This is a genomic window from Brevundimonas sp., from assembly GCF_018608325.1.
Taxonomy (GTDB): domain Bacteria; phylum Pseudomonadota; class Alphaproteobacteria; order Caulobacterales; family Caulobacteraceae; genus Brevundimonas.
The window spans coordinates 6212-32616 of the sequence record NZ_JABAZW010000149.1 but is presented as its reverse complement, the minus strand read 5'-3'; the positions used below and the strand labels follow the sequence as shown (position 1 = coordinate 32616).

General features: G+C 66.2%; 24 protein-coding genes and 1 tRNA gene. 19 read left to right on the top strand and 6 right to left on the bottom strand.

Annotation, left to right across the window (positions count from 1 at the left end):
- Window positions 1–6 precede the first annotated feature (6 nt).
- From copC to QZ281_RS14855, 8 genes are all read left to right on the top strand, one after another.
- Window positions 7–330, top strand: coding sequence for a copper homeostasis periplasmic binding protein CopC (copC, locus tag QZ281_RS14890; protein WP_292229707.1), 324 nt, complete (start codon window positions 7–9; stop codon window positions 328–330).
- Window positions 331–335: 5 nt separating this feature from the next.
- Window positions 336–1250: a copper homeostasis membrane protein CopD gene (gene copD / locus QZ281_RS14885; protein ID WP_292229680.1), complete on the top strand. Its 915-nt coding sequence runs from the start codon at window positions 336–338 to the stop codon at window positions 1248–1250.
- An 84-nt stretch (window positions 1251–1334) separates the two neighbouring features.
- Window positions 1335–1613: a hypothetical protein gene (locus tag QZ281_RS14880; protein WP_292229678.1), complete on the top strand. Its 279-nt coding sequence runs from the start codon at window positions 1335–1337 to the stop codon at window positions 1611–1613.
- Entirely contained in the window at window positions 1610–2050 is a 441-nt protein-coding gene (locus QZ281_RS14875) for a periplasmic heavy metal sensor (RefSeq protein ID WP_292229676.1), read from the top strand. Before QZ281_RS14880 ends, QZ281_RS14875 begins: the two co-directional genes overlap by 4 nt.
- Window positions 2051–2059: 9 nt before the next feature.
- Window positions 2060–2620, top strand: coding sequence for an RNA polymerase sigma factor (locus QZ281_RS14870; RefSeq protein WP_292229674.1), 561 nt, complete (start codon window positions 2060–2062; stop codon window positions 2618–2620).
- 117 nt (window positions 2621–2737) lie between these two features.
- A complete protein-coding gene (locus tag QZ281_RS14865; protein WP_292229672.1) occupies window positions 2738–4561 on the top strand; it encodes a copper resistance system multicopper oxidase in 1824 nt (607 codons plus the stop codon).
- The gene (locus QZ281_RS14860; protein ID WP_292229669.1) at window positions 4558–5862 is read left to right on the top strand and encodes a copper resistance protein B; all 1305 of its coding nucleotides are present in this window, start codon (window positions 4558–4560) and stop codon (window positions 5860–5862) included. Before QZ281_RS14865 ends, QZ281_RS14860 begins: the two co-directional genes overlap by 4 nt.
- A 26-nt stretch (window positions 5863–5888) precedes the next feature.
- Window positions 5889–8291 carry a heavy metal translocating P-type ATPase gene (locus QZ281_RS14855; RefSeq protein ID WP_292229667.1) on the top strand — a complete coding sequence of 801 codons (2403 nt, stop codon included), beginning with the start codon at window positions 5889–5891 and terminating at the stop codon, window positions 8289–8291.
- Window positions 8292–8389: 98 nt separating this feature from the next.
- On the opposite strand, the gene QZ281_RS14850 is transcribed toward QZ281_RS14855, so the two are convergent.
- Both QZ281_RS14850 and QZ281_RS14845 read right to left on the bottom strand, forming a co-directional pair.
- Window positions 8390–8465 (bottom strand) — tRNA-Ala (locus QZ281_RS14850).
- 293 nt (window positions 8466–8758) lie between these two features.
- Window positions 8759–9220, bottom strand: coding sequence for a TIGR02300 family protein (locus QZ281_RS14845; protein WP_292229665.1), 462 nt, complete (start codon window positions 9218–9220; stop codon window positions 8759–8761).
- A 125-nt stretch (window positions 9221–9345) separates the two neighbouring features.
- Between QZ281_RS14845 and aroA the strand changes: the two genes are divergently transcribed.
- The 6 genes from aroA to mscL all read left to right on the top strand — a co-directional run bounded on the left by aroA (window position 9346) and on the right by mscL (window position 14605).
- Window positions 9346–10662, top strand: coding sequence for a 3-phosphoshikimate 1-carboxyvinyltransferase (aroA, locus tag QZ281_RS14840; protein WP_292229663.1), 1317 nt, complete (start codon window positions 9346–9348; stop codon window positions 10660–10662).
- Between the two features lie 16 nt (window positions 10663–10678).
- Entirely contained in the window at window positions 10679–10960 is a 282-nt protein-coding gene (locus QZ281_RS14835) for a hypothetical protein (protein ID WP_292229661.1), read from the top strand.
- 110 nt (window positions 10961–11070) lie between these two features.
- Complete coding sequence (cmk, locus tag QZ281_RS14830; RefSeq protein ID WP_292229659.1) at window positions 11071–11715, top strand: (d)CMP kinase; 645 nt, start codon at window positions 11071–11073, stop codon at window positions 11713–11715.
- Window positions 11716–11914: 199 nt separating this feature from the next.
- Complete coding sequence (gene rpsA / locus QZ281_RS14825) at window positions 11915–13618, top strand: 30S ribosomal protein S1 (protein ID WP_292229657.1); 1704 nt, start codon at window positions 11915–11917, stop codon at window positions 13616–13618.
- 218 nt (window positions 13619–13836) lie between these two features.
- Entirely contained in the window at window positions 13837–14127 is a 291-nt protein-coding gene (locus tag QZ281_RS14820; RefSeq protein WP_292229655.1) for an integration host factor subunit beta, read from the top strand.
- Window positions 14128–14194: 67 nt separating this feature from the next.
- The gene (gene mscL, locus QZ281_RS14815; RefSeq protein WP_292229653.1) at window positions 14195–14605 is read left to right on the top strand and encodes a large-conductance mechanosensitive channel protein MscL; all 411 of its coding nucleotides are present in this window, start codon (window positions 14195–14197) and stop codon (window positions 14603–14605) included.
- Window positions 14606–14639: 34 nt separating this feature from the next.
- Here the strand turns inward: mscL and QZ281_RS14810 are convergent, their stop codons facing one another.
- Window positions 14640–15788: an N-acetyltransferase gene (locus QZ281_RS14810; RefSeq protein ID WP_292229650.1), complete on the bottom strand. Its 1149-nt coding sequence runs from the start codon at window positions 15786–15788 to the stop codon at window positions 14640–14642.
- A gap of 250 nt (window positions 15789–16038) precedes the next feature.
- Here QZ281_RS14810 and QZ281_RS14805 point away from each other — a divergent pair, with 250 nt between their 5' ends.
- A complete protein-coding gene (locus QZ281_RS14805) occupies window positions 16039–17970 on the top strand; it encodes an oligopeptide:H+ symporter (protein ID WP_292229648.1) in 1932 nt (643 codons plus the stop codon).
- Window positions 17971–18052: 82 nt separating this feature from the next.
- On the opposite strand, the gene QZ281_RS14800 is transcribed toward QZ281_RS14805, so the two are convergent.
- Window positions 18053–20119 (bottom strand): TonB-dependent receptor, encoded by a 2067-nt coding sequence (locus QZ281_RS14800; protein ID WP_292229646.1) that lies wholly within the window; start codon window positions 20117–20119, stop codon window positions 18053–18055.
- Window positions 20120–20282: 163 nt separating this feature from the next.
- Between QZ281_RS14800 and QZ281_RS14795 the strand changes: the two genes are divergently transcribed.
- Complete coding sequence (locus QZ281_RS14795) at window positions 20283–21245, top strand: TraB/GumN family protein (RefSeq protein ID WP_292229644.1); 963 nt, start codon at window positions 20283–20285, stop codon at window positions 21243–21245.
- Between the two features lie 196 nt (window positions 21246–21441).
- Here the strand turns inward: QZ281_RS14795 and tldD are convergent, their stop codons facing one another.
- Complete coding sequence (gene tldD / locus QZ281_RS14790) at window positions 21442–22872, bottom strand: metalloprotease TldD (RefSeq protein ID WP_292229642.1); 1431 nt, start codon at window positions 22870–22872, stop codon at window positions 21442–21444.
- A 48-nt stretch (window positions 22873–22920) separates the two neighbouring features.
- Window positions 22921–23670 carry a polyphosphate kinase 2 gene (gene ppk2 / locus QZ281_RS14785; RefSeq protein WP_292229640.1) on the bottom strand — a complete coding sequence of 250 codons (750 nt, stop codon included), beginning with the start codon at window positions 23668–23670 and terminating at the stop codon, window positions 22921–22923.
- 117 nt (window positions 23671–23787) lie between these two features.
- Here ppk2 and QZ281_RS14780 point away from each other — a divergent pair, with 117 nt between their 5' ends.
- The 3 genes from QZ281_RS14780 to QZ281_RS14770 form a co-directional block, all read left to right on the top strand.
- Window positions 23788–24921, top strand: a complete 1134-nt coding sequence (locus QZ281_RS14780) for a serine hydrolase domain-containing protein (RefSeq protein WP_292229638.1) — start codon at window positions 23788–23790, stop codon at window positions 24919–24921.
- Window positions 24922–24972: 51 nt separating this feature from the next.
- Window positions 24973–26025, top strand: coding sequence for a nitronate monooxygenase (locus tag QZ281_RS14775; RefSeq protein WP_292229636.1), 1053 nt, complete (start codon window positions 24973–24975; stop codon window positions 26023–26025).
- Between the two features lie 305 nt (window positions 26026–26330).
- On the top strand, window positions 26331–26405 hold a 75-nt coding region (locus QZ281_RS14770; RefSeq protein ID WP_292229705.1), incomplete at its 3' end, for a cold shock domain-containing protein.

Sequence of the window (26405 nt, the reverse complement as noted above, 5' to 3'; positions counted from 1 at the left end):
GCGGCGGTGGGCGCGGCGGCGGCTGCGGGACCGGCGGCGGCGCACGCGCGGCTGGTCAGTTCGACGCCTGCGGCCAATGCGACGGTTGCGGCGCCTGCGACCCTGAGCCTGACCTTCAGCGAGCGGGCCGTGCCTGCCTTCTCCAGCTTCGACGTCATCAATGCCGCAGGTGAGAAGCTGGCGGTCCGCGTTGCGGTGTCCGAGGACGGCAAGACCCTGAACGGCGTGCCTGCGCGTCCGCTGGCCGCCGGGGCGTACCGGGTCGAATGGCGCATCGCCTCCAGCGACGGCCACCGGATGACGGGGTCTTATGCCTTCTCGGTGCGCTGACGATCATGCTGGAGATCACGGTCATCCTGCTGCGCTGGCTGCAATATGCCGGTGCGGTGGTCCTGATGGGCGCGCCCCTGTTTTGGCTGGTCAATGACCGCAGGGAAGGCGGGCTGGAGACGGCGTCGGCGCGTCCGGTGCTGGCGACGGCTGCGGCTGTGACGGCTGTTGCGGCCCTGACGGCGCTAGTCGCCCAGACCGCCATGATGACCGGGTCTCTGGCGGAGGCGGTGAAGCCTGAAGCCCTGTCCTTCATGGTCGGCGGCACGGCTCTGGGCATGGCCCTGATCGTGCGGGCGGCGACGGCAGGGCTGGGTCTTGTTGCTGTGCTGATGTTCAGACCGGGGCGTGGACTGTGGAGCGGCATGGTGCTGGCGGGGGCGATCGTGACGGCCAGTTTCGCCTGGACCGGGCATGGGGCCGCGACCGAGGGCTGGGGCGGGGCGGTGCATCTGGCCGCCGATGTCGTTCACGCTCTGGCCGCCGCCCTGTGGCTGGGGGCGCTGGTGGCCATGGTTCTTCTTCTGCTGCGGCGCGAGGGGCGGGACGACTGGGCGATGCACCGCGCCCTGCACGGGTTTGCAGGGCTGGGGACCGTGACGGTGGTTCTGCTGACGTTGACGGGGATTGTGAACAGCGGGTTTCTGGTTGGCCTTGGCAACATCGGAGCGCTGGGCGACAGCCCCTATGGGCGGCTGCTGATCGTCAAACTGGCGCTGTTCGTTCTGATGCTGGCCCTGGCTGCGGGCAATCGGTTCAGACTGACGCCGGAACTGCATTCGGTCCTGTCGCAGGGGCAGGCGACGCAGGGAATATTCCGGCGGCTGCGGCGCAGCATCGTCGTGGAGACATTGACAGGCGTGGCTCTGCTGGCTGTCGTTGCGGCCATGGGCATGATGGCGCCGCCTTCGGCCCTATGATGCGGTGGGCGCGTTCTCTTCGGATCATGAGGGAAGGCGCGGGCGGATGCGTAGATCAGACGGAAAGACAAATGCAGGTGCGCGATGAGGGATGACATCGACGATATGATCGGCGCGGATTCATCGGTCGGCGCTGGCGATCTGGTGGGTCTGGAGGAGCGGGTCTGGAGCCGGATCGGCGAGCGTCGCGAACGGGCGCGGATGGATCAGGTCCGCATCGCCGCCGTGGCGGCGGCCCTGCTGGTCGGGGCGCTGAACGGCGGAGCGCTGCGTCTGGCGTCCCAGCCCGAGGCGTCTGAAATGCGGGTCTTCACCGTGTCGTCCGGCCTGTCGCCGATGACCAGTCTGGATGCGCGCGGATGAACGGGCGCTGGAAGTCCATCGTCATCACGGCCCTGCTGGCGGCGCTGGCCAGCGGTGCGGCGACCTGGGCCAGCGCGACCTGGATGATGCGCGAACGTCAGCCGCCCAGCCTGCACGCCGTCGTCCATCAGAAGCTGAAACTGGATGCGGCGCAGGAGCAGCGTCTGGCCGTCATCGAAGCCCGTTTCGCTGAACGCCGCCCCTTGCTGGAGGCCGAGGTCCGCGCCGCCAATCGCGAACTGGCCGCCGCCATCGCCTCCAGCGGCGGCGATACGCCCGAGGTTCAGGCCGCGGTCGATCATTTCCATGTCGCCATGGGGGATCTGCAGAAGGCGACCATCGCCCATGTGTTCGAGATGCGCGCGGTCCTGAACCCGGAGCAGGCCAGGGTGTTCGACGCCGCCGTGGTGAGCGCCCTGAGCGGCGACGCCGGTTAAGCGCCGCCTGTGGGGGAGGGGCAGACTATTGCGGCCCGTGCGGCGGCGGGCGACCGCGCCGCCTTCACCGCCCTGATGTCCGCCACCAAGGCGGACCTGCACCGTTTCGTCCGCCGCTATGTCGGCGACGAGGCCGAGGCGCAGGACGTGCTGCAGGAAACCTATGCCGCCGCCTGGTTCGCGCTGCGCCGCTATGATCCGGCGCGGCCGTTCGATGTCTGGCTGCGGGCCATCGCCCTGAACAAATGCCGGGACTGGAGCCGACGCCGCGCCGTGCGGCGCGTGGTGCGCGGCGTCATGGGGCTGGATGCGCCAGAGGCGGCGGCGGTCGGGGACGCCAGCCCGGACGCCGAGGTCCGTCTGGATGACCAGCGCCGGGCGCAGCGAGTTCAGCGCGCACTATCCGACCTGCCTGACGCCCTGAAGGCCCCCCTGCTGCTGGCCGCGCTGGAGGGGCGATCCCACGCCGAGATCGGCGCCATCCTGCGCATCACGCCCAAGGCGGTTGAGACACGCATCGCCCGCGCCCGCCGCAGGCTGGCGCAGGTGCTGGCGGCGGAAACGGCCTGAATTCATATCCGACGCCCGGTTGCGGCGTCCTGTCGCAAGGGGGAAGCTGGCGCGGTGCGTATCTGAACGCATGGACCCGGAACCGTCTGCCCGGGTCGTCTGCCGGAGTTCCCCCTTATGTCGATTTCAAACCTGGACCGTAGGGCGCTGCTTCGCGGCGCTGTCGCAGGGGGCGGCCTGCTGGGGCTACAGGGACTGCTGCCGGCCTGGGCGCAGACGGTGTCGCCGGGTCTGAGGTCTGATCTGCCGACCCTGGCCGGGCCGAACATCGACCTGACGGTCGGCCATTCGCCCTTCACCTTAGGCGGACGGACGGGGCATGCCTTCACCGTCAACGGCCTGCTGCCCGCGCCCCTGCTGCGGATGCGCGAGGGACAGAATGTGCGCCTGTCGGTGACCAATACGCTGGATGAGGACACCTCGATTCACTGGCATGGGCTGCTGCTGCCGTTCCAGATGGACGGCGTGCCGGGCATCAGCTTCCCCGGCATCCGCCCGCGCGAGACCTTCGTCTATGAGTTCCCGATCAAACAGTCGGGCACCTACTGGTATCACAGCCATTCGGGGATGCAGGAGGCGATGGGCCATTTCGGCCCCATCGTCATCGATCCGGCGGGTGTCGATCCGGTCGCCTATGACCGCGAGCATGTGCTGGTCCTGTCGGACTGGAGCTTCCTGCATCCGCATGAAATCCTGAACAAGCTGAAGAAGAGCCCCGGCTATTTCAACCGCCAGCGCACGACGGTGGCGGGGCTGCTGGACGGTTCTGACCGCATGAGCCTGTCGGAGCGCCGCATGTGGGGCGCGATGCGGATGGACCCGCGCGACACTCTGGACGTCAGTGGCGCGACCTACACCTATCTGGTCAACGGTCATGGGCCGCAGGAGAACTGGACCGGCCTGTTCCGTCCGGGCGAGCGGGTGCGGCTGCGCGTCATCAACGCCTCGGCCATGTCGATCTTCAACTTCCGCATTCCCGGTCTGGCGATGACGGTGGTGCAGGCCGACGGCGAGAATGTCCGCCCGGTCGAGGTGGACGAGTTCCAGATTTCGGTCGCGGAGACCTATGACGTCATCGTCCGCCCGACCGAGGATCGGGCCTATACGATCGTGTCGGAGGCCATCGACAGTTCCGGCATGGGGCGGGCGACGCTGGCGCCGCGTCCGGGCATGACGGCCGAGGTTCCACCCCTGCGCAGAACGCCAAATCTGACCATGGCCGACATGGGCATGGGCGGCATGAACCATGGCGGCATGGGTCACGGCGCGATGAACATGGCGGGGATGGACCACGCCGCGATGGGGCATGGCGACATGGCCGGGATGGACCATTCGGCCCAGGGAGCGTCGGGCGCGGCCATGGCGATGGACCACAGCGGCATGAACATGCGCGATCCGTCCAAGGCCCCGGCCAACATGGCTGTCGGCGTCGGCGTGGACGCCATCGCCATGGCGCCCGCCAACCGTCTGGCGGAACGGCCGCAGGGGCTGCAGGACGTCGATCATCGGGTGCTGGTCTATGCCGACCTGCGCGCGCTGGAGCCGAACAGGGACAGGCGCCCGCCGTCCCGATCCCTGGAAATCCACCTGACCGGCAATATGGAGCGGTTCATGTGGGGCTTTGACGGGCGCAAGTTCTCGGAGCTGGTCGAACCGATCCGTTTTGAACTGAATGAACGGGTCCGCGTCACCCTGGTCAATGACACCATGATGGCCCACCCCATCCACCTGCACGGCCACTTCTTCGAACTGGTCAACGGCCATGACGGGCATCAGCCGCTGAAGCACACGGTCAATGTGGCGCCGGGATCAAAGGTGACCTTCGACCTGACCGCCGATGCCCCTGGCGACTGGGCCTTCCACTGCCATCTGCTGATGCACATGCACGCGGGGATGTTCAACGTCGTCACTGTCCGCCCGCTGGAAGGAGCCGCCTCGTGAAGACCCTTGCGCTGGCGTTCGCCCCCCTGATCCTGACGGCTGGTCCGGTTGCGGCCCAAACCCACGACCATTCGTCCCATGTCGCCCCGGCCCAGACGCCCGCGGCCGACCCCCACGCGGGCCATGACATGAGCGGGATGCAGATGGCCCCGGCGGCTGCGCCCGTCCAGACGCCTGCGCCCGACCCTCACGCCGGTCACCATATGAACCACGGCGCGGCGGCTGACCCCCACGCAGGTCATGACATGGGCGGAATGCAGATGGCCCCGGCGGCTGCGCCCGCCCAGACGCCTGCGCCCGACCCTCACGCCGGTCACCACATGAACCACGGCGCAGCTGCGGCTGATCCCCATGCAGGCCATGACATGAGCGGGATGCAGATGGCCCCGGCGGCTGCGCCCGCCCAGACGCCTGCGCCTGATCCGCACGCCGGTCACCACATGGACCATGGCGCGGCGGCGGCTGATCCCCATGCGGGTCATGACATGGGCGGGACGGCCTCCGCCATTCCCGATATTCCCACCAGTGCGGATGCGGTCGGCGGACGTCTGGTTCAGGCCTCGCCGCCGCCAGCGGCAAAGGCCGGGCCTGCCCATGCGGCGGACCTGTTGTTTGACCCGTCCATCATGGCGGCGGCGCGCAAACAGTTGCTGGCCGAGAACGGCGATGTCCGCACCACGGCGGTCCTGATCGACAGTCTGGAGGCCGGGTTCGGCGAGGGATCTGACAGCTACAGCTGGAAGGCGCAGGGCTGGAGTGGCGGCGACATCAACCGCTTCTGGTGGAAGACCGAAGGCGAGGGCGTCTTCAACGGTCGTCTGCACGACGCCGAGGTGCAGGCCCTCTACAGCCGCGCCGTGGCGCCCTTCTGGGATGTTCAGGCGGGCGTGCGTCAGGACTTCCGTCCGGGCGGCAAGGACACGACCTATCTGACCGCCGGGGTGCAGGGCGTAGCCCCCTATTGGTTCGAGGTGAATGCGGCGGCCTTCCTGTCGACCCAGGGCGACCTGACCGCCCGCGTCGAGGCGGAATACGACCTGCGCCTGACCCAGAAATGGATATTGCAGCCCTCGGTCGAGGCCGCCCTGTCGGCCAGCGACACGCCAGAGCTTCAACTTGGATCGGGTTTGACCTCGGTCAAGGCGGGGCTGCGCCTAAGGTACGAAATACGCAAGGAGTTCGCCCCTTACGTCGGCGTCGAGTGGGGGCGGTCCTTCGGCGATACGGCGGACTACGTGCGGGTGCATGGCGGCGCCGTCGAGGATACGCGTCTGGTCGTCGGCATAAGGGCCTGGTTCTGACGCATCGGGATTGAGAGGGCAGGGTGATGGCTGAGGCGAAACAGGATGCTCAGGCGGCGGGCAAGTCTTGCTGCTCAGGCCACGCCGGTCATGGCCCTGCCCACAGCCAGTCCCACGGGCATGATCATGGCGCAGGCCTGACCACTGATCCCGTCTGCGGCATGACCGTGGACCCGCAGACGACAGCCCATCACGCCGTCCATGCGGGGCATGAGCATCATTTCTGCAGTGCAGGCTGCCGCGCCAAGTTTGTCGCCGATCCGGAGGCTTATCTGAACCGGTCGGCGGAAAAGCCGGTGCTCACCGCGCCTGAGGGTTCGATCTGGACCTGTCCGATGCACCCCGAAATCCGTCAGGAAGGCCCGGGCGCCTGTCCCATATGCGGCATGGCGCTGGAGCCTGAGATGGTCAGCGCGGATGCCGGACCCAGCGAAGAACTGACCGATATGACGCGCCGGTTCCGGCTGGCGTTGGCCCTCAGCCTGCCCGTCTTCATTCTGGAGATGGGATCGCATCTGTTCCCCGCACTGCATCATCTTGTGCCGATGAAGATGTCGGCCTGGGTGCAGTTCCTGCTGGCGACGCCGGTGGTGCTGTGGGCGGGACTGCCCTTTTTCGAACGCGGCTGGGCGTCGCTGAAGACCCGCAATCTGAACATGTTCACCCTGATCGCCATGGGGACGGGCGTGGCCTGGGGTTACAGCGTCATCGCCCTGCTGGCGCCTGGGATCTTCCCGGCGGCCTTCCGCGCAGGCGATGGTTCAGTCGCGGTCTATTTCGAGGCTGCCGCCGTCATCACCACCCTGGTTCTGCTGGGGCAGGTGCTGGAGCTGAGGGCGCGCGAACACACGTCGGGTGCGATCAAGGCCCTGCTGCGTCTGGCGCCCAAGACCGCGCGCCGCATCGCCGCCAACGGTGACGAAGAAGAGGTGTCTCTGGACGCCATCATCGTCGGCGACCGTCTGCGGGTCCGGCCGGGTGAAAAGGTGCCGGTCGACGGCGTGGTCGAGGAGGGACGCTCCTCGGTCGATGAATCCATGGTGACCGGCGAATCCATGCCCGTCGCCAAGACCGTCTCTGACGCCGTGATCGCCGGGACCATGAACCAGAGCGGCGCCCTGGTGATCCGCGCCGACAAGGTGGGGCGCGACACCATGCTGTCGCGCATCGTGCAGATGGTGGCCGAGGCCCAGCGTTCGCGCGCCCCGATCCAGCGCATGGCCGACCGGGTCGCGGGCTGGTTCGTTCCCGCCGTGCTGGCCGTCGCTGTGATCGCTTTTGTCGTCTGGGCCGTATGGGGTGCAGAGCCGCGTCTGGCGCATGGTCTGCTGGCGGCGGTGGCGGTGCTGATCATCGCCTGCCCCTGTGCGCTGGGGCTGGCGACGCCGATGTCGATCATGGTCGGCGTTGGTCGCGGCGCCCGTCTCGGCGTCCTGATCAAGAACGCCGAAGCCCTTGAGCGGATGGAGAAGGTCGACACCCTGGTCGTGGACAAGACCGGCACCCTGACCGAAGGGCGGCCCGCCGTCGTCGGGATCGTGACAGCGGACGGTTTTGAAGAGGCGGAGTTGCTGCGCCTCACCGCCGGGCTGGAACGGGCGTCCGAACATCCGCTGGCCCTGGCTATCGTCAATGCGGCGACGGAGCGGGACATCGCCATCCCTGCCGTCAGCGACTTCGACTCGCCGACGGGCAAGGGGGCTGTGGGCGTGGTCGAGGGCAAACGCATCATGGCGGGCAATCTCGCCTTTCTGGCCGAGGCCGGGATCGACGCCTCGGCCCTGACGGATCAGGCGGACCAACTGCGGGCCGACGGGGCGACGGCCATACTGATCAGCGTGGACGGACAGGCCGCAGGCGTCTTCGCCATCGCCGACCCGATCAAGCCGACGACGCCGCAGGCCCTGGCCGCCCTGCGCGCCGACGGCGTCCGGGTGGTGATGCTGACGGGCGACAACCGCACTACGGCTCAGGCCGTCGCTCGCCAACTGGGCATTGATGCGGTCGAGGCCGATGTCCTGCCCGATCAGAAGGCCGCCGTTGTCGCGCGCCTGAAACAGGAAGGCCGCGTGGTCGCCATGGCGGGCGACGGGGTCAATGACGCCCCTGCGCTGGCGACGGCGGATGTCGGCGTGGCCATGGGTCCGGGCACGGACGTCGCCATGGAAAGCGCGGGCGTCACCCTGCTGAAAGGCGATCTGAACGGCATCGTCCGCGCGCGGGAGCTTAGCCGGATGACCATGTCCAACATCCGCCAGAACCTGTTCTTCGCCTTCGTCTACAACGCCGCCGGGGTGCCGGTCGCAGCGGGCCTGCTCTATCCCTTCTTCGGGGTTCTGCTGTCGCCGATGATCGCGGCGGCGGCCATGGCCCTGTCCTCCGTCAGCGTCGTCGCCAATGCGCTGCGCCTCAACACCAAGCGGCTGTAGACGCGCAGAAGCGCGCTCAGGGCGTTGATGTGTCTGGATCAGCAATGTGAGAGAGATGGCCGTCCCTCCGAGCATCTTGCGATGCTCGGAGGTGACGATGGTGGAGCTTAGCGGAGTCGAACCGCTGACCTCTTGCATGCCATGCAAGCGCTCTACCAACTGAGCTAAAGCCCCGGACCTTGCGGTCTGGATCGCCCGGTTCATCTTGCGATGGCCCCCGGCGAGGCGGCGGAAACTATGTCAGGCTTTTTCTAGGATCAAGCCCGTTTCGAGATTTATTTTCACATCGTTTCCAGAGGTGAAAATACGCAGGTTTTTCAAACCGAAAGGTCCGAAACCCCTGCTGTCCCGCCGCGTTTCTCTAGCGAAAAATGCGGCGGGTGCAACAAGAAAACTGAGCCTTGACCGAATGGCCGGTGGAAACCGGCTTCAGGCTGCGCAAAGCGCGGTAGGCTCAAAATCCAGGATTAGTCGTCGTCGCGGGTCGGCTTGGTGATTTCGTCTTCCAGCGAGTCGTCGTCTTCGTCCTCGATGAAGGGAACGGAGTCGTCATCGTCGTCGGCCAGCAGATCGTCGTCGTCGCCGTCGGTGGCGCCCATGCCGGCTTCTTCCGAAGCATCGGCGGGGGAATCATCGTCGTCGTCCGGCGTCAGGATCGGCTCGTGGCCTTCCTCGTCGATTTCCGGCGCCCGGACTTCTTCTTCCTCGTCCTCATCGGACTCGGCCGCCTTGTCCTTGACCTGGTCTTCCGTGTCATCGTCGTCGGTCGGATAGCCCGGACGGACGCGGCGGCTGCGCAGCTTCAGCGCTTCTTCGGGATCAAAGTCCGTACCGCATTTGGGGCAGTGGGCGGGGCGGCGGTTCAGGTCGTAGAATTTCGCCTGGCAATTGGGGCAGACCTGTTTGGCGCCCAGTTCGGGATTGGCCACGTGGGGACACTTTCAACGGGTTGAATTTGGGGCGGTCCCTTGCCACTCCCCGGACCCGCTGTCAAAAGCCATCTTTCGCGCCGCCCGCGCGGCCCTTCCGACATCGCAGCCTGAAGCGGGTGATTATGCCTTCCCAACTGACCGCACGACGTTCTTCCGCACTGGCCGGAAAAGTCCGTGCGCCCGGCGATAAATCCATGTCGCACCGTTCGATGATCTTCGGCGGAATGGCCGACGGCGTGACCACGGTCGAGGGTCTGCTGGAGGGCGATGACGTTTTAGCGACCGGCCGCGCCATCGAAGCCTTCGGCGCCAAGGTCGAGCGGACGGGCGAGGGCGAATGGCGCATCGAAGGCGCTGGCGGTTTCAAGACGCCCCTGTCCGTGATCGACTGCGGCAACGCCGGAACGGGCGTGCGACTGTTGATGGGCGCAGCCGCAGGCTATCCGCTGACGGCGACCTTTGATGGCGACGCCTCGCTGCGTAAACGCCCAATGAAGCGGGTGACCGGGCCTCTGGCCGACATGGGCGCGCGGTTCGGCTGGCTGGCGGCGGAGGACCGGGTGCCGGTCGCCCTGACCGGCGGGACGCTGACGGGCATCGACTATGTGCAGACGGTGGCCTCGGCCCAGATCAAGTCGGCCATCCTGCTGGCGGGTCTGAACGCCGCGGGCGTCACCACGGTGACCGAGCCGGAAAAGAGCCGCGACCACACCGAGCGGATGCTGCGGGCCTTCGGCGCCGAAGTCGTGGTCGAAGAGCAGGGCGAGGGCTGGAAAATCACGCTCAAGGGCGGGCAGCCGCTGAAGGCGACCCATGTGGCGGTGCCGGGCGATCCGTCGTCTGCGGCCTTCCCGCTGGCGGCAGGCCTGATCGTTCCGGGTTCGGAAGTGACGGTCGAAGGCGTGATGCTGAATGGCCTGCGCACCGGCCTGTTCGACACCTGGATCGAAATGGGCGCCGACCTGACCATCAAGAACCGGCGTCAGGCGGGCGGCGAGGATGTCGGCGACATCACCGCCCGCTATTCCCAGCTAAAGGGCGTGGTCGTGCCGGAAGAGCGCGCGGCCTCCATGATTGACGAATATCCGATCCTGGCGGCGACGGCGGCATTCGCAGACGGCGTCACCGTCATGCGCGGCGTCGGCGAGATGCGCGTCAAGGAAAGCGACCGGATCTCGCTGATGGTCGAGGGTCTGCGCGCCTGCGGCGTCGAGGTCGAGGAAGAGCCGGAAGGCTTCCTGGTCACGGGCTCGGCGGGCGGCTCCGTGCGCGGCGGGGCGACCGTCGCCACCGCCCACGATCACCGCATCGCCATGAGCCACCTGATTCTGGGTCTGGCCGCTGAACAGGCCGTGTCGGTGCTGGACCCGGAAATGATCGCCACCAGCTTCCCCGGCTTCGTCGACATGATCAACGGGCTGGGCGGACAGATCGACTGATGCGGCGTCGCGGAGCATGAGCGGGCGCGGGCGGTTCGCCTGGGTCAACCCGTTCGTGACCCTGGCGATTGCTGTGCTGATCGGCTGGGGCTGCGTGATCGGGGCGCGTGAGGTTCTGCACGGCCTCGATGTGGGCATGTTGAACAACCGCAAGGGGCCGGATGTCTATCTGGTCGAGCGCCCCATGATCTTCTGGGCCCTGATCGTTTTCTACACGACGGCCATCGTGGTCAGTGCGGGCATGTCGGTTCTACTGGCGGCCATCGCCCTGCGCAGCCTGTTCGGGCGGCGCGCCTGAAGGCCTGTTGAGCCGGGCGGCTGGATTGCCGTCCTAATCCTCGCTATCTGGTTCGCCCTCTCGTGCGTTCGGGATGAAGTTTGATTGCGCCACGCGCTGCGGAGACCTGTTTGACCCTGATCATCGCCGTCGACGGCCCGGCCGCCTCGGGCAAGGGCACTATCGCCGCCCGTCTGGCCCTGACCTATGGCCTGCCGCATCTGGACACCGGCCTGCTGTACCGGGCCGTGGGCGCGCGTCTGCTGGCTGAGGGCAGGTCGCTGGACGATGAGGCGGCGGCGACGGAGGCGGCGCGCGGGCTGGATGCGTCCGGCCTGTCCGACGATCCGGGTCTGACCACTGGCGAGGCGGGCGAGGCGGCCAGCCGCGTGGCGGGCTTTCCCGGCGTGCGGGCGGCCCTGCTGGAGCTGCAACAGGCGTTTGCGGCCCAGGCGGGCGGGGCGGTGCTGGACGGACGCGACATCGGCACGGTGATCGCCCCCGATGCTCCGGCCAAACTGTTCGTCACCGCCACGCCGGAGGTGCGCGCCACGCGCCGCTGGAAACAGCTGACCGCGCGGGGCATCGACATCAGTTTCGAGGACATGCTGGCCGATATTCAGCGCCGGGACGAACGCGACGCCGGTCGCGGCGCGGCCCCCATGGTCCAGGCTGACGACGCGGTCTTGCTGGATACGACTGACATGGGTATAGAAGCCGCCTTCGATGCGGCCCGCCGTATCGTCGAGGCGGCGCGCGCGAAGCATGGTCTTTAGGACTGTTCTCGCAAATCCAACGCTCCACCCTCGGCTTCCGCGGGCGTCCTGATCGTTTCTGAACGGCCTCGCATCCTGACGACCTGACTAAATTCTTTCCCTGTCGTTTCACGTCCGGCGTTTCGCCGTTCGAGAGGCGTTCACCCGCGTGAGGCCCTTCGGTCGCGCGCCTTTAGCCCCCAGGATGCTTTTCAGCTCCATGACTGACACCCTCAATCCCTCGCGCGACGATTTCGCCGCGCTGCTCGACGAACAACTCTCGGGCCGCGACTTCGGCGAAGGCCAGGTCGTTCACGGCCGCGTCGTCGGCATTGAAAAAGACATCGTCATCATCGACGTCGGTCTGAAAACCGAAGGCCGCATCGCCATGCGCGAATTCGGCCAAGGCGAAGACGGCGCCCTGCCCAAGGTCGGCGACAACGTCGAGGTTTACCTGGAGCGCGTTGAGAACGCCCTGGGCGAAGCCGTCATCAGCCGCGACAAGGCTCGCCGCGAAGAAGCCTGGACCCGTCTGGAAGTCGTGTTCGCCGAAGGCCAGCCGGTCAACGGCGCCATCGTCGGCCGCGTCAAGGGCGGCTTCACCGTCGATCTGGGCGGCGCTTCGGCCTTCCTGCCCGGCTCGCAAGTCGACATCCGTCCGGTCCGCGACGTCGGTCCGCTGATGGGCAAGGAACAGCCCTTCGCCATCCTGAAAATGGACCGTCCGCGCGGCAACATCGTCGTTTCGCGTCGCGCCATCCTGGAAGAAGCCCGCGCCGAACAGCGCACCGAGCTGGTCGGCCAGCTGCAAGAGGGTGAAATCCGCGAAGGCGTCGTCAAGAACATCACCGATTACGGTGCGTTCGTTGACCTGGGCGGCATCGACGGCCTGCTGTACGTCACCGACATGTCGTGGAAGCGCGTCTCGCACCCGTCGCAAGTTCTGGCCGTTGGCGACACCGTCAAGGTCCAGATCGTCAAGATCAACCCGGACACCCAACGTATCTCGCTGGGCATGAAGCAACTGCAGTCGGACCCCTGGGACGGCGTGGAAGCCAAGTACCCGGTCGGCGCCAAGTACACGGGCCGCATCACCAACATCACCGACTACGGCGCCTTCGTGGAGCTGGAAGCCGGTGTCGAGGGCCTGGTGCACGTCTCGGAAATGTCCTGGACCAAGAAGAACGTCCACCCCGGCAAGATCGTCTCGACCTCGCAGGAAGTCGACGTCGTGGTTCTGGATGTCGACGCCTCCAAGCGCCGCATCTCGCTGGGCCTGAAGCAGGCTCAGGACAATCCGTGGGACGCCTTCGTCGCCAACCACCCGATCGGTTCGACCGTCGAGGGCGAAGTCAAGAACGCCACCGAGTTCGGCCTGTTCATCGGTCTGGACAACGACATCGACGGCATGGTGCACCTTTCCGACCTCGACTGGTCGGTGTCGGGTGAAGAAGCCATCCAGCGTTACCGCAAGGGCGAAATGGTCAAGGCCAAGGTCCTGGACGTCGACGTCGAGAAGGAACGCGTCTCGCTGGGCATCAAGCAGCTGGGCGGCGATCCGATCGGCGAGGGCGACACCTATCGCCGCGGCCAGCAGATCACCGTCACCGTCTCGTCGATCGAGTCGGGCGGCATCGAAGTCAAGTTCGGTGAAGACGATGCGCCGGTCACCTCGTTCGTGCGCAAGTCCGACCTGTCGCGTGACCGCAACGAGCAGCGCCCTGAGCGTTTCTCGGTCGGCGACCGCGTCGACGCCATGATCACCGCCGTGGACAAGGCCTCGCGCCGCATCTCGGTGTCGATCAAGGCGCTGGAAATGAAGGACGAACAGGAAGCCATCGAACAGTTCGGCTCGTCCGACTCGGGCGCTTCGCTGGGCGACATCCTGGGCGCCGCGCTGAAGAACGCCGGCACCAAGGACTAAGCTTTTCCCGCAAGGGAGATGCTGAGGGCGGCGGGAGAAATCCCGCCGCCCTTTTCTTTTTCAGCCTGCGGTGGTGCGGCTAAGCTTGAGAAAATCTTGCGAATGCCGCGCCTCATTGGCGGATAAGGGCTTTTTCGCGCCGCGGAGCGAGGTTAGGGTGCAGCTTGTGGATCGTTGTCTGCGGTTGTCCGCCAGATGCGACCCGGCAGGGGGCCTTGATGATCAAGTCTGAACTGATCGAGAAGCTGGCGGCTGAAAACACCCACCTGACCCATGCGGAGGTGGAGCGGCTGGTGAATGTTATTCTGGGAAAAATGACCGAGGCGCTGTCTGACGGCGGCCGGGTCGAGTTGCGCGGTTTCGGCGCCTTTTCCGTCCGGTCGCGTCCGGCGCGTTCGGGCCGCAACCCGCGCACGGGCGAAGCTGTCGAGGTGCCGGCCAAGGCCGTGCCTTTCTTCAAAAGCGGCAAGGAACTGCGCGAGCGGCTGAACGCTTCGGGTGACGCCTGACTTCAGGCGCGCCTGAGCCGGGCTCGGGCCGTTTCTGCATCCAATACGACTGACCCGAGGGGAAACTATGAGTCTGGTGTCTGAATTCCGCGAGTTCGCGGTCAAGGGCAATGTGGTCGACCTGTCGGTCGGCGTGATCATCGGCGGGGCGTTCGGCAAGATCGTCACCAGTCTGGTCGATCAGGTCGTGATGCCGCCCATCGGCTGGCTGATCGGCGGGATCAACTTCTCGGACCTGAAGATCACCCTGCCGGTCAATCCGACCAATCCTGACGGCGCGCCCGCCGTCATCGAATACGGCGCCTTCATCAATGTGCTGATCCAGTTCGTGATCGTGGCCTTCGTCATCTTCATGATGGTGAAGCTGATCAACAAGCTGCGCCGTCAGTCGGCGGAAGCCCCGGCTGAGCCCGCCGCCCCGACCGCGACGGAACAACTGCTGGTCGAGATCCGCGACGAACTGAAGCGCAAGGCCTAACCGCCTTTCAAGACGACGGGGCCTGAGCTGGCGCTCAGGCCTTCGACAGCCGACCTTGAGGCGCGCCCTGAGCCAGGGTCTTGCGCTTGCGGGCCGACAGGGGCGTCGGGCGGTTGCAGATGGCGTAATCGCCGTCAAAGGGCGTAGGCGACCAGATTTCCGACAGCGCCGGGTCGTCGATCGCCGCATGGCCGTGACCCCAGCCGCCTTCGCGACGGGCCGTCGTGGCTAGCGCGCCCAGATCCTCCAGAAGCTCCGGGGTCACCACCTGCAGCCGCACCTTGGCGGCGCCCATGCCGCGTGCATTGGCGACCAGTGCGGCGGTCAGGGTTTCGATCGCGTCCGGCGCCGTGTTGAGGGCGGCCAGATCCAGAATGTCCAGACAGGGCGGCTCGATCAGATTGGTCTTGCCCATGGACGCCACGGCGACGCCGACGATGCGGCCATTGCGGCGCAGGCCCAGCAGCAAGGGCTTGATCGTCTGGTCCGGGTCGCTCATCCGCCAGCGCATCATGGCCGGGCTGCGGTCCGCCAGCAGACGGTCCTCTTCGACCAGAGAGCGCCAGAAGTCCGCATATTCGGAATGGTCCGACAGGTCGCGCAGCGGCACGACATCGGCGGGCAGCTTCAGGGTTTCAGGACGAAACAGTCGGGGGTTCATCAACCGCTCGCCCAGATGCGTCGCTGCGGCCGCTGAGATGCCGCCGAACAGCTTGCGCAACACACGGCCCTGGATGCAGGCCAGCTTGTCGACGACCCACGACAGTTTCAGCGCCGAGGTTTGCGCCGGGAAGGGCGACATGCCGAACTTGGGATACAGGGGCGCCGAACGGGCGTTGGCGTTCAGGGTGTAGCGGGCGAACATGCCCTGTTGCTTGACGAAGGTGTTGATCAGGCCCCGGCTGGCGCCCTTGTGCTCGGGCGGGACGATGATCGAGAAGCCGGTCGCGCCATGCAGGATGCGCGGGCCGTGGTGGAAGCGCTGCACGAAGTTACCCACCATGGCGACCGGGGTGTCGGCCTCATCGGCCAGAACCCAGCCGGACGGGGCGCCGCTGAACACGCGCGCGGGGTTTTCCTCCAGCCAGCGCCAGCCAGCCTGCGAGCGCTCAGGCCATCCCACCAGGCGGTGAAGACGGTTCAGGGCGTTGAAATCCGATGAACGAATGGGTCGGATTGGCATGGCGGTCTCCCATTTTGAAACCCGTTCTGGCTCTCCCTCCCTTCATTGCAGACATCGGGCCATGACGGCTCGGATAGGTTGTATTGACCGCGCGTAAACCCGCGACCACCGGTCACGCTGGGTTAGCGCTTGTAAACGAATGGGCGCGGTGGTTTTTTCCACGTTTCGCCACGGGGGCGGGAAGACGGACCAATCCGTCTTCTCTCAATGCGACCGAGAGCCGAAAAGGCTCCGATTACAAAGGGTAGGCATGAACATCGTCGTTCTTCTGGGGGTGGTCATCACCCTCGCCACGGGGATTCCCGTACTTCTGCAGATTCTCAGAAACCACCCGCGCGGGCTGATTATCTGCTTCTTCGCCGAAATGTGGGAGCGTTTCTCCTATTACGGCATGCGCGGTCTGCTGATCTTTTATCTGACCCAGCACTTCCTGTTTGATGATGGGCGCGCCGGGTCGATCTACGGCTCCTACGCCTCTCTGGTCTATCTGGTCCCCCTGTTGGGCGGCATTCTGGCCGACCGCTTCATCGGTACGCGCAAGGCCATCGCCTTCGGCGCCGTGCTGCTGGTCGCCGGTCATGGCATGATGGCCTACGAAGGCAAGGACACCACCCAGAGCCTGTCCTATGCGGGACAGACCTATCAGGTGGTGACCGAAGGACGTGGCAGCACCGGCACGCGCGGCATCATCGTCGACGGCCAGTCCTACCACTTCGACGCTGGCGAGACCGGTGGTCTGGTCATCGAGGGTCTGCCTGCAGCTTCTCCGCTGCCTGCTGCTCTGGAAAAGGATTCCTACAAGCTTGAAGCCAAGCGTGATCCGCTGGGCGAGAACGTCTTCTTCCTGGCCATCTCCCTGATCATCATGGGCGTCGGCTTCCTGAAGCCGAACATCTCCACCCTGGTCGGGCAGTTGTACCCGCAGGGTGATCCGCGCCGCGACGCGGGCTTCACCCTGTATTATTACGGCATCAACCTGGGTGCGTTCTGGGCGGCGGTGCTGTGCGGGCTTCTGGGCCAGACGGTCGGCTGGTGGGCAGGCTTCGGTCTGGCCGGTCTCGGCATGCTGGTGGGTCTGATCGTCTTCGTGTTGGGCAAGCCTCTGCTGCAGGGCAAGGGCGAGCCGCCTGCCGAAGGCAAGCTGAAGACCAAGCTCATTGGGCCGATCAACCGCGAATATTCGATCTATCTGCTGGGCCTGCTGGGCGTGGCGCCGGTCTGGTTCATGGTTCAGCGCAACGCCCTGGTCGGCACCGTGCTGGGCATTGCGACCATCCTGTCGCTGGCCTTCATCGGCTATGTGATGATGAAGGTCTGCAAGACCTGGGCGGAGCGTCAGCGCATGATGCTGGCCGTCGTCCTGATCTTCGGGTCGGTCATCTTCTTCACCCTGTTCGAACAGGCCGGCACCTCGCTGAACCTGTTTGCGGATCGTAACGTCGATCTGACCCTGCTGTCACAAGCGGTGCAGTTCGGACCCTTCACCTTCGGCACCCCGGCGCAGATCGCCGCCGCTGGTCTGGTGGGGCAGGGCATGTTCATCGACACCACGATGACCGCGTCCCAGACCCAGTCGTTCAACGCCGGCTTCATCCTGATCTTCGCGCCGATCTTTGCGGCCCTGTGGGTCAAGCTGGGCCGCGCCAAGCGTGACCCGGACCCGACCTTCAAGTTCGGTCTGGGCCTGCTGCAGGTCGGTCTGGGCTTCATGGTCGTTGTGTGGGGCGCAGGCCTGACCAACTCGGCCTTCCAGATGCCCATCATCCTGCTGGCGCTGCTGTACATGTTCCACACGACGGGTGAGCTGTTCCTGTCGCCGGTGGGCCTGTCGCAGATCACCAAACTGTCGATGCCTCAGGTGGTCAGCTTCATGATGGCGGTCTGGTTCCTGGCCTCGTCCATCGCCCAGTACGTCGGTGGCTGGATCGCCGGTCTGGCGGGCACGGAAACCGTTGGTGGTCAGGTGCTGAACCCGGAACTGGCGCTGAAGACCTCGCTCGACGTGTTCGAGAAGCTGGGTTGGGCCGGTCTGGCCGCAGGCGTTCTGTTCATCATCGTCAGCTTCTTCATCAAGGGCTGGTCGAACGGCGCCAACGGCGACAATCACCCCGGTCCCGTGCTGACCGAAGGCGGGCACGAGGACGGCAATATCGCCGCGCCCCGGACCTCGACTTCGGGCTGATCCTCAAGGATCAGGCAAAAGATAAGGGCGGCGTCCCCGCGGACGCCGCCCTTTTTCTTTGGCCGAGTGAGGGGCCTTGGCCTCAGAAGGTCTTGCGCACGCGGATCGAGACGAAGGTGCGCGGATCGATGTCGCGGTCTTCGACATAGTCGACAGTGCGAGGATTGCGCGATGCATAGACGGTGCGCTGGATGGTGAAGTCGTCCCACAGGTTGATCTGGGCGCGGATGGCCAGGGTTGCGGTCGGCTTGTACTCGGCGAAGGCCTCCACATAGCCCGAACCGCGCCAGATGTTGGTCTGATCCGGGTCGTAGGTGGGCTGCCCCAGGCGCGGCAGCCAGTTGACGCCCCACTGGGTCTTGTAACGGGTGATGTCCTGCTGGAAGCCGACGTTGGCCTGACTGGCCCGAACGCGGGAAATCGGCCTTTCCTCGCCCGTCGTCGGGTCGGTGACGCTGGTCTTGTTCCAGTCATTGCGGAAGGTGAAGCGCGCGCCCGAGATGCCGAACTTGTCCAGCGGCACGATGACGTTCAGCGACAGCTGGTCCAGCGTGCCGTCGCCGATGTTGCCGACCGCCGACAGATTGCCCGGCAGGGGCAGGCGGTCGATCACATCGATGATCTTGTCGTGGCGATAGCCGATGGCGACGATGCCGTTGCCCCAGAAGCGACGTTCGTAGTTCAGCTCGGCGATCCAGCGCTGTTCTGGCCGCAGATCGACGTTGCCGCCGAACAGCGTGCCGTCGTCCAGTTCGGCGGCGGCGGCGAAGTCGCTGAAGTCCAGTTGGCCCAGTTCGCGTTCGAAGCGGATGCGGAGCTGATTGTTCTCCATCGGCGTCCAGGTGGCCAGGAAGCGCGGCTTGGCGAAGAAGAAGCTTTCTTCCTGGTTGGCGTCGCCCGACTGTTTGATGGTCGAGGCTTCCAGCCGCACGCCGCCTTCCAGCGTCAGTTTGGGATTGATGCGCCAGGTCGTCTTGCCGAAGGCTTCGCCGCGCGTTTCCTCGACCTTGACCGAGGCGCTGGGCAGTTCGATGGGCGCGCCGCCGATGGTGAAACCCTGGTGGACGTCCAGCATATTGTAGGCGACCTCGGCGCCGACCTCGAAAGTCAGGGCGGACGAGCGTTCGTTGCGCAACAGGGCGCGCAGGATGGTTTCCGATGAATCGCCGTTCGACTTGAACTGCTCTTCCGGGGCCACCACGCCATTGCGCGTCTGGTTGCCGCTGGAGATGTTGTCGAAGTCGCTGAACTCGTGAATGAACCGCGTTTCCAGCTGCCAGCGCGGGTTCAACGGGCGGGTCCAGGTCAGGCCCAGCTCGCCGGAATGGCTCTTCTCGGCATAGTCGTTGCGGCGCAGGGATGTCGGGGAGCTGAACTCCGACCAGCTGGTCCAGTCATTGACGCCATAGCGCGCCGTGCTCTCCAGCTTGCCGCCCAGCAGCGGGCCGGAATAGTTGCCGCGGATCGAGTTGCCGCCGCCCCATCCGTCATTCTCGAAACGTTCGTCACGGAAGACGTTCCCGGCGGCGTCGGTGCGGATCGAACGGCCAACGCCGTTGGAATCGCTGGACCCCATGCCGTCTGACAGGATGACGCCCCAGCTGCGCTCGCCGCTTTTCGCCGTGAACTGATAGGAGCCGCCAAAGACGTCGTGGCCGCCTTCAAACAGCTGGGCGTTCCAGGTCAGGATCGACTGGCGGCTGCTGGTCGACTTCAGGATCACGTTCACGATCACCGCATAGCCCTGCATGTCGATGCCGGCGGCGCCGCCGCGGATCAGTTCGATCCGCTCGACCTGGCTGGCCAGGGTGCGGTTCAGGACGTTGGAGCCGGTGTCGTTCTTGGAGGCGGGGCGCGAGTTGTTGATCAGGATATTGCCGACTGCGCCTTCAAAACCGCGCGAACCGGAACCGTCGTCGACCGAGAAGCCGGGGATGCGGTTGACCATCTCCAGCGCCGTGTTCGGGCGCTGGGCGGCGAAGAAGTCGGGTGTGAAGACCAGCACGCCGCGCTGGGCGGAGTCGATCAGCGGCGCCTGGCCGTTGGGGCTGGTGGGGACGGGCGCTTCCGCGACCTGGGGCGTGGTTTCGGCGTGGGCGGCGCCTGCGAAAAGCAGGGCTGTGGTGGCCAGCAGAATGGTCTTGGTCATCGGTTTCCCCTCGATCTGTTGGCGCAGGGTGTGCCGATTGCCGGTGTTTATCTCCAGTTACAAGGCGGAAAGGTGGATTAAATCGACGACATCATTACAGGCAATTCACGTGCCTATACTGCCGGGTATGAAACTATACGGGTCTGTAATGTTCGAGCGCGGTATGAAGTCCCTATTCCTGACGTTGGTATTCAGTGCGAGCCTGTCCGGCGCCGCCATCGCCCAGACGGCGCCTGTGCCTGAGCCGTCTGCTGAGGCGGCGGCGTCTGTCGAGGATGTCGTGGTGGTGGCGCGGCGCGCGGGCCTGCCGATCTGGACGGTGGATCGGGGCGACAGCACGGTGATCCTGGTCGGGTCCATCAGCGGGGTGCCGCGTAACTACGAATGGCGGCCCGAGGCGCTGGAAGAGGCGACCCTGCGTTCACAGCGGGTGATGTATCCGATCGAGGGGCGGGCCTCGCCTGCCGATGTGCTGCGCCTGATCTGGCGCATCCGCACCATCACCCGCCTGCCGGACGGGCGCACTATCGGCGACTACGCCTCGCCGGAACTGATGGAGAAGCTGGAGGCCCTGCACGCGGGCGAGCGGTCGCAGAACTGGCGACGTGAGCCGCCGTTGATCCAGAGTCTGGATCTGATGGACCGCACCGGTCTGGAGCGTCGTGGCCGGGCCGTGGTGGGCGTGGTCAGCGACAAGGCGCGGCGGGCGCGCATCCCCGGCGACGCCGTGGGCGTGGTGCGCGGCGACGAACTGATCGAGGGGCTATTGACCGCCCCGCCGGAGACCTACCTGGCCTGTCTGGCGATGACGGTGGAGGCCGCGCAGGCGGGACCGGCAGGGGCGGCGAAACGGCTGGATGACTGGAGCCATTTGCGTGTGGCGGCGGTGCTGGCCAATCCGCTGGATCAGGCCCTGAACCTGTGCTGGCCGTCAGGCGACCCCGAGGTCGCCCCCATGCTGCGTCAGAAGTGGATGGAGGCCACGGATCAGGCGCTGGGCCAGCCGGGGGTGACGCTGGCGGTGGCGCCCCTGCGGGTGCTGGCCGAGCCGGACGGTCTGCTGGACCGGCTGGAGGCGGCTGGGCTTGATCCGCGCGGGCCGGAATGGCGTCCGGTCGGCGAATAGGGCGTCAGCACATAACCGTCATTCCGGGGCGTCCGAAGGGCGAACCCGGAACCCAGGGGGCTCGCATCCGGCGTTGAATGCATCCAGCGGCGAAACTGTAGTCCTGGGTTCCGGGTTCTTCGCTCCGCTCAGCCCCGGAATGACGATAGTTATCTGAATGTCGGCTGACGGAGGTCGGCCCAGACATATGCGGGGGTCAGACCGCCGTGCCGCCCACCGTCAGGCCGCCGATCTTCAGGCTGGGCTGGCCGATGCCGACCGGCACACCCTGACCTGCCTTGCCGCAGACGCCGACGCCGGGATCAAAGGCGAAGTCGTCGCCGATCATCTGGATCTTGGTCAGGGCCGTGGCGCCGTCGCCGATCAGGGTGGCGCCGCGCACGGGGGCGGTGATGACCCCGTCCTCGATCAGATAGGCCTCGTTGCACTGGAAGACGAACTTGCCGTTGGTGATGTCCACCTGTCCGCCCGAGAAGTTGGCGGCGTAGAGGCCGCGCTTCGTATTGGCGATCATGTCCGCCTTCGAATCCCGACCGCCTTCCATGAAGGTGTTGGTCATGCGCGGCATGGGCATGTGGGCGAAGGACTGGCGGCGGCCGTTGCCGGTGGCGGCGACCCCCATCTGACGCGCCGACAGCCGGTCATGCATCAGGCCGACCATGATGCCGTCCTCGATCAGGACATTGCGCTGGGTCGGGGTGCCTTCGTCATCGACGGACAATGAGCCGCGACGGTCGGCGATGGAGCCGTCGTCCACCACGGTCACGCCGGGGGCGGCGACGCGCTTGCCCATCATGCCGTTGAAGACGGACGAGCCCTTGCGGTGGAAGTCGCCCTCGAAGCCGTGGCCGATGGCCTCGTGCAGCAGCACGCCGGGCCAGCCCGCGCCCAGCACCACGTCCATCTCGCCTGCCGGGCAGTCGATGGCGTCCAAATTGACCAGGGCCTGACGCAGGGCCTCATCCACCTGGGCCTGCCAGCGTTCGGGCGCGATCCATTCCTCGAAACCTGCACGACCGCCCGCGCCGGATGAGGCGCTTTCGCGCTTGCCGTTCTGCTCGACCGTGACGGAGACGTTCAGGCGGACCAGCGGGCGGATGTCGCGCACGGCCCGGTCATCGGCGCGCAGGATCTCGATGGCGCGGCGCTCTCCGACCAGGGAGGCGGACACCTGAACCACGCGCGGATCACGCGCCCGCGCCCAGGCGTCGATTTCCGCCAGCAGCGCGATCTTGTCCGAGAAGGCGGGCGAGGCGAGGGGGTCGACCTCGCCATACAGTTTCTGATTGGTGGCGCGCGGTCCTTCGGCGACCAGAGCGGCGTGACCCTGTTTGGCCAGAGCCGCGCTGTCGGCGGCGCGGCGCAGGGCGGCGGCGGAGATTTCGTTGGCGTGGGCGTATCCGGCGGTCTCGCCCGCCACGACCCGCAGGCCGAAGCCCTCGGTCGCATCATAGGCGGCGGACTTCAGCCGCCCGTCGTCAAACACCAGGCTTTCGCTCTCGGAGCGTTCCAGAAACAGCTCGCCGTCGTCAGCCCCGGTCAGGGCCGTCTTCAGGATGGACAGGGCTTCGTCGGCGTCAACACCGGCGGCGTCGAGGATGGGCGGCGGGGAGGCGGGAACGGTCATGGACGCTAGGTAGGGACTGCCGCGCCGTTCGTCACCTGCTGAGTGGGTTCAGCGCGCCAGTTTGCCCTTGGCCTTGTCTGCGGTCAGGACGACATCGGGGGCCGGCTTCTTCACGTCCTGGGTCACATGGTCCAGCACTGACAGGATGTGGCGGATCAGGTTCAGACGCGCCGTCTTCTTGTCGTCGGTGGCGATGACGGTCCAGGGGGCGAAGCTGCGGTCTGTTTCGTCCAGCATCCGGTCGCGGGCGTCGGAATAGGCGTCGAACCGGGCCTCGGCCTCGGCGTCCAGCGACGACAGCTTGAACTGTTTCAACGGATCGACGCGGCGTTCCTTCAGTCGTTTCGCCTGTTCCTTGCGCGAGATGTCCAGCCAGATCTTGATCAGGATGACGCCGTCGTCGGTCAGCATCCGCTCGAAACGGGGGGCGTCGGTCATGAACTGGGCGTACTGTTCGGGCGTGCAATAGCCCATCACCGGCTCGACCCCGCCGCGGTTGTACCAGGAACGGTTGAAGATGACCGTCTCGCCCGCCGCAGGCAGGTGCGGAACATAACGCTGGAAATACCACTGGCTGGTTTCACGGTCGCTGGGCTTGGGCAGGGCGACGACGCGCGTCTGGCGTGGCGACATATATTCGGTCAGCCGCTTGATGGCCCCGTCCTTGCCTGCCGTATCGCGGCCTTCCAGCACGATGACGACGCGCAGATTGTTCTTGATGGTCCAGGACTGCGTTTCGACAATCGCGAGCTGCAGTTGCTCAAGTTCGGTCGCGTAGGCGTCTGATTTCTTTCCCATGGGCTCAGACTGACCCGATGAGGCGATCAGGGCAAGCGGCGCTGAAACATGACGGGTTTCTAACGTGTTCGGCAACGCCGTCGCCGTTAGTCTATCGATGAGCAAAGGGAGAAGGGCATGATCATGGACCGCCGCACCGTATTGATTTCAGGCCTGGCCAGCGCCCTGCCGGTCGGAGCCGCATCTGCGACGGAAGCCTCGGCTTATGACGCCGCGCTGGACAAGGTGTTTGCTGAAAAAGCGCCGGTGGCGCTGGCGGGCGGCGTGGTGACGCGCGACGGCCTGATCTGGTCGGGCGTGCGGGGCGTGCGTCAGGTGGGCGGCGCCGATCCTGTGACGCTGGACGACCGCTGGCACTTGGGCTCCAACACCAAGGCGATGACGGCGGCGCTCTATGCCCGGCTGGTCGAACAGGGGCGGACCACATGGGAGGCGCCGCTCAGCGCCCTGTTCCCCGGCGCCGTCATTGATCCGGCCTGGAGCGGCGTGACCATCAACGACTTCATCCAGCACCGTGCGGGCCTGAAGGACGAGGATGCGCTGGGCATGGTCTTCTTCATGACCTCGCGCGGTGATCCGCGCCCCTGGCCGGTGCAACGCCGCGCCATCGCCGAGGCGGCTCTGGCCAAGCCGCCGACGGGAGCCAGGGGGACGTTCGATTACGCCAACGTCAACTACATCCTGGTCGGCGCCGCCATCGAACAGATCACCGGCGGGGCCTGGGAAGACGCCATGAAGGCCGAGGTCTTTACGCCGCTGGGCCTGACCTCCGCCGGGTTCGGCGCGCCCGCGCAGAATGTGAAGGGTGGCGCGAACGCCTGGGGGCATGAGGGCGAGGGAGCGGATCGCGTCGCCATGAACCCCGCCGATCCGGGATCGGACAATCCGCTGGCGCTTGGCCCGGCGGGAACGGCGCACATGTCGCTGGCCGATTATGCGACATGGCTGAAGGTCTTCTTGACGAACGGCGGCGGCTGGTTGAAGCCTGAGAACATCGCCGCCCTCAGCACCCCGACCGCAGGCGCGGACACGCCCTATGCCGGCGGCTGGATCGTGCCGCCCCATGCGCCGTGGGCGTCCGGGCCGGTCCTGATGCACGAGGGCTCCAACACCCTGTGGCACGCCGTGGCGGCGGTGGCGCCTGTGCGGGGCGTGGCCTTCATCGGTCTGAGCAATCAGGGACCGGAGGTGGCGGCGGCGAACGGCCTGATGCCGGTGCTGGTGCGGGCGCTGGGCATGCCGAAGTCGTAAAATGCAGGGCAGGCGGTGGCGGTGGGGTCGGCCTGCCCCTAACTGCACCGCATGACCCTGCTTGAACGCCTGTCCCTGACCGTTCCCATCATTCAGGCCCCGATGGCGGGCGTGTCGACGCCGGAAATGGCGGCGGCGGTGTCCAATGCGGGCGGGCTGGGCTCCATCGGCGTGGGGGCGACGGATGCGGCGGGCGCGCGGGCGATGATCGCGGACGTACAGGCGCGGACTAACCGGGCCTTCAACGTCAATCTGTTCGTCCATGAAGACCCGACGCCGGATGCGGCGCGCGAAGCGGCGTGGCTGGAGGCCCTGCGTCCTCTATTCGCCCGGTTCGACGCCCAGCCGCCCCAGCAGCTTCGCACCATCTACCGCAGCTTCGCCCATGACGACGACATGCTGGCCCTGCTGATCGAGACGGCGCCAGCGGTGGTCAGTTTCCATTTCGGCCTGCCGGATGCGGCGCGGATCAAGGCGCTGAAACAGGCGGGGATCACCCTCCTGTCCACCGCCACCAGTCTGGACGAAGCCCTGGCGGCCAGGGCGGCGGGCGTGGATGCGGTGGTGGCCCAGGGCTATGAGGCGGGAGGTCATCGCGGGGTCTTTGATCCCGATGCGCCGGACGATCAGTTGGGCGCCTTCGCCCTGACACGACTGCTGGTGCAGAAGTCGGGCCTGCCGGTCATTGCGGCGGGCGGGATCATGGACGGGCAGGGTGTGCGTGCGGTGCTGGACCTGGGCGCCGTCGCGGCCCAGATGGGCACGGCCTTCATCGCCTGCACGGAAAGCGCGGCGGATGACGCCTATCGCACAGCCCTGAAGGGCGAAGGCGCGGCCCATACGACCATGACGCGCGCCATCTCGGGGCGGCCGGCCCGCAGCCTGCAGAACCACTTCACGATTTGGGGACAGGGCGACGTACCGCCGGCCGCCGCCTATCCCATCGCCTATGACGCCGGAAAGGCCCTGAACGCCGCCGCCAAGGCCAAAGGCGAGGCGGGGTTCGGCGCCCAGTGGGCCGGTCAGGGCGCGCTCCTTGCCCGGACGTTTCCAGCGGCTGAACTGATGGCGGTGTTGCAGCAGGAACTGGCCTCTGCATCCTGAAATGTGGCGCGTAGGCGGCGCTTGTTTGTCAGCGGTGCGGCGAATTGTGCGGCGCCAAAGAGGGCGGTGAGAACATTATCCGCCACCCCCGCAGCCACCGCTGTCAGCGGGCTTGGGGTTCAATCGACCAGAAATCCACCAAATCCGCCGTCGTTTTAGCAGTTGACCGCCCCGAAAAGCCGGGTGACAACATGATTGCAGTCCGGATTTTGCATGCTCCTTCGCGTGAACGAGCTGTCCAGATGGGCTGACGGGTCTCCCGCAGGGAGGTCTGCCTGGAAAAGCGCGTTTACGGAGACGCAGACATGGCGACCGGTACGGTCAAGTGGTTCAACCCCACCAAGGGCTATGGGTTTATTCAACCCGATAGCGGCGGCTCC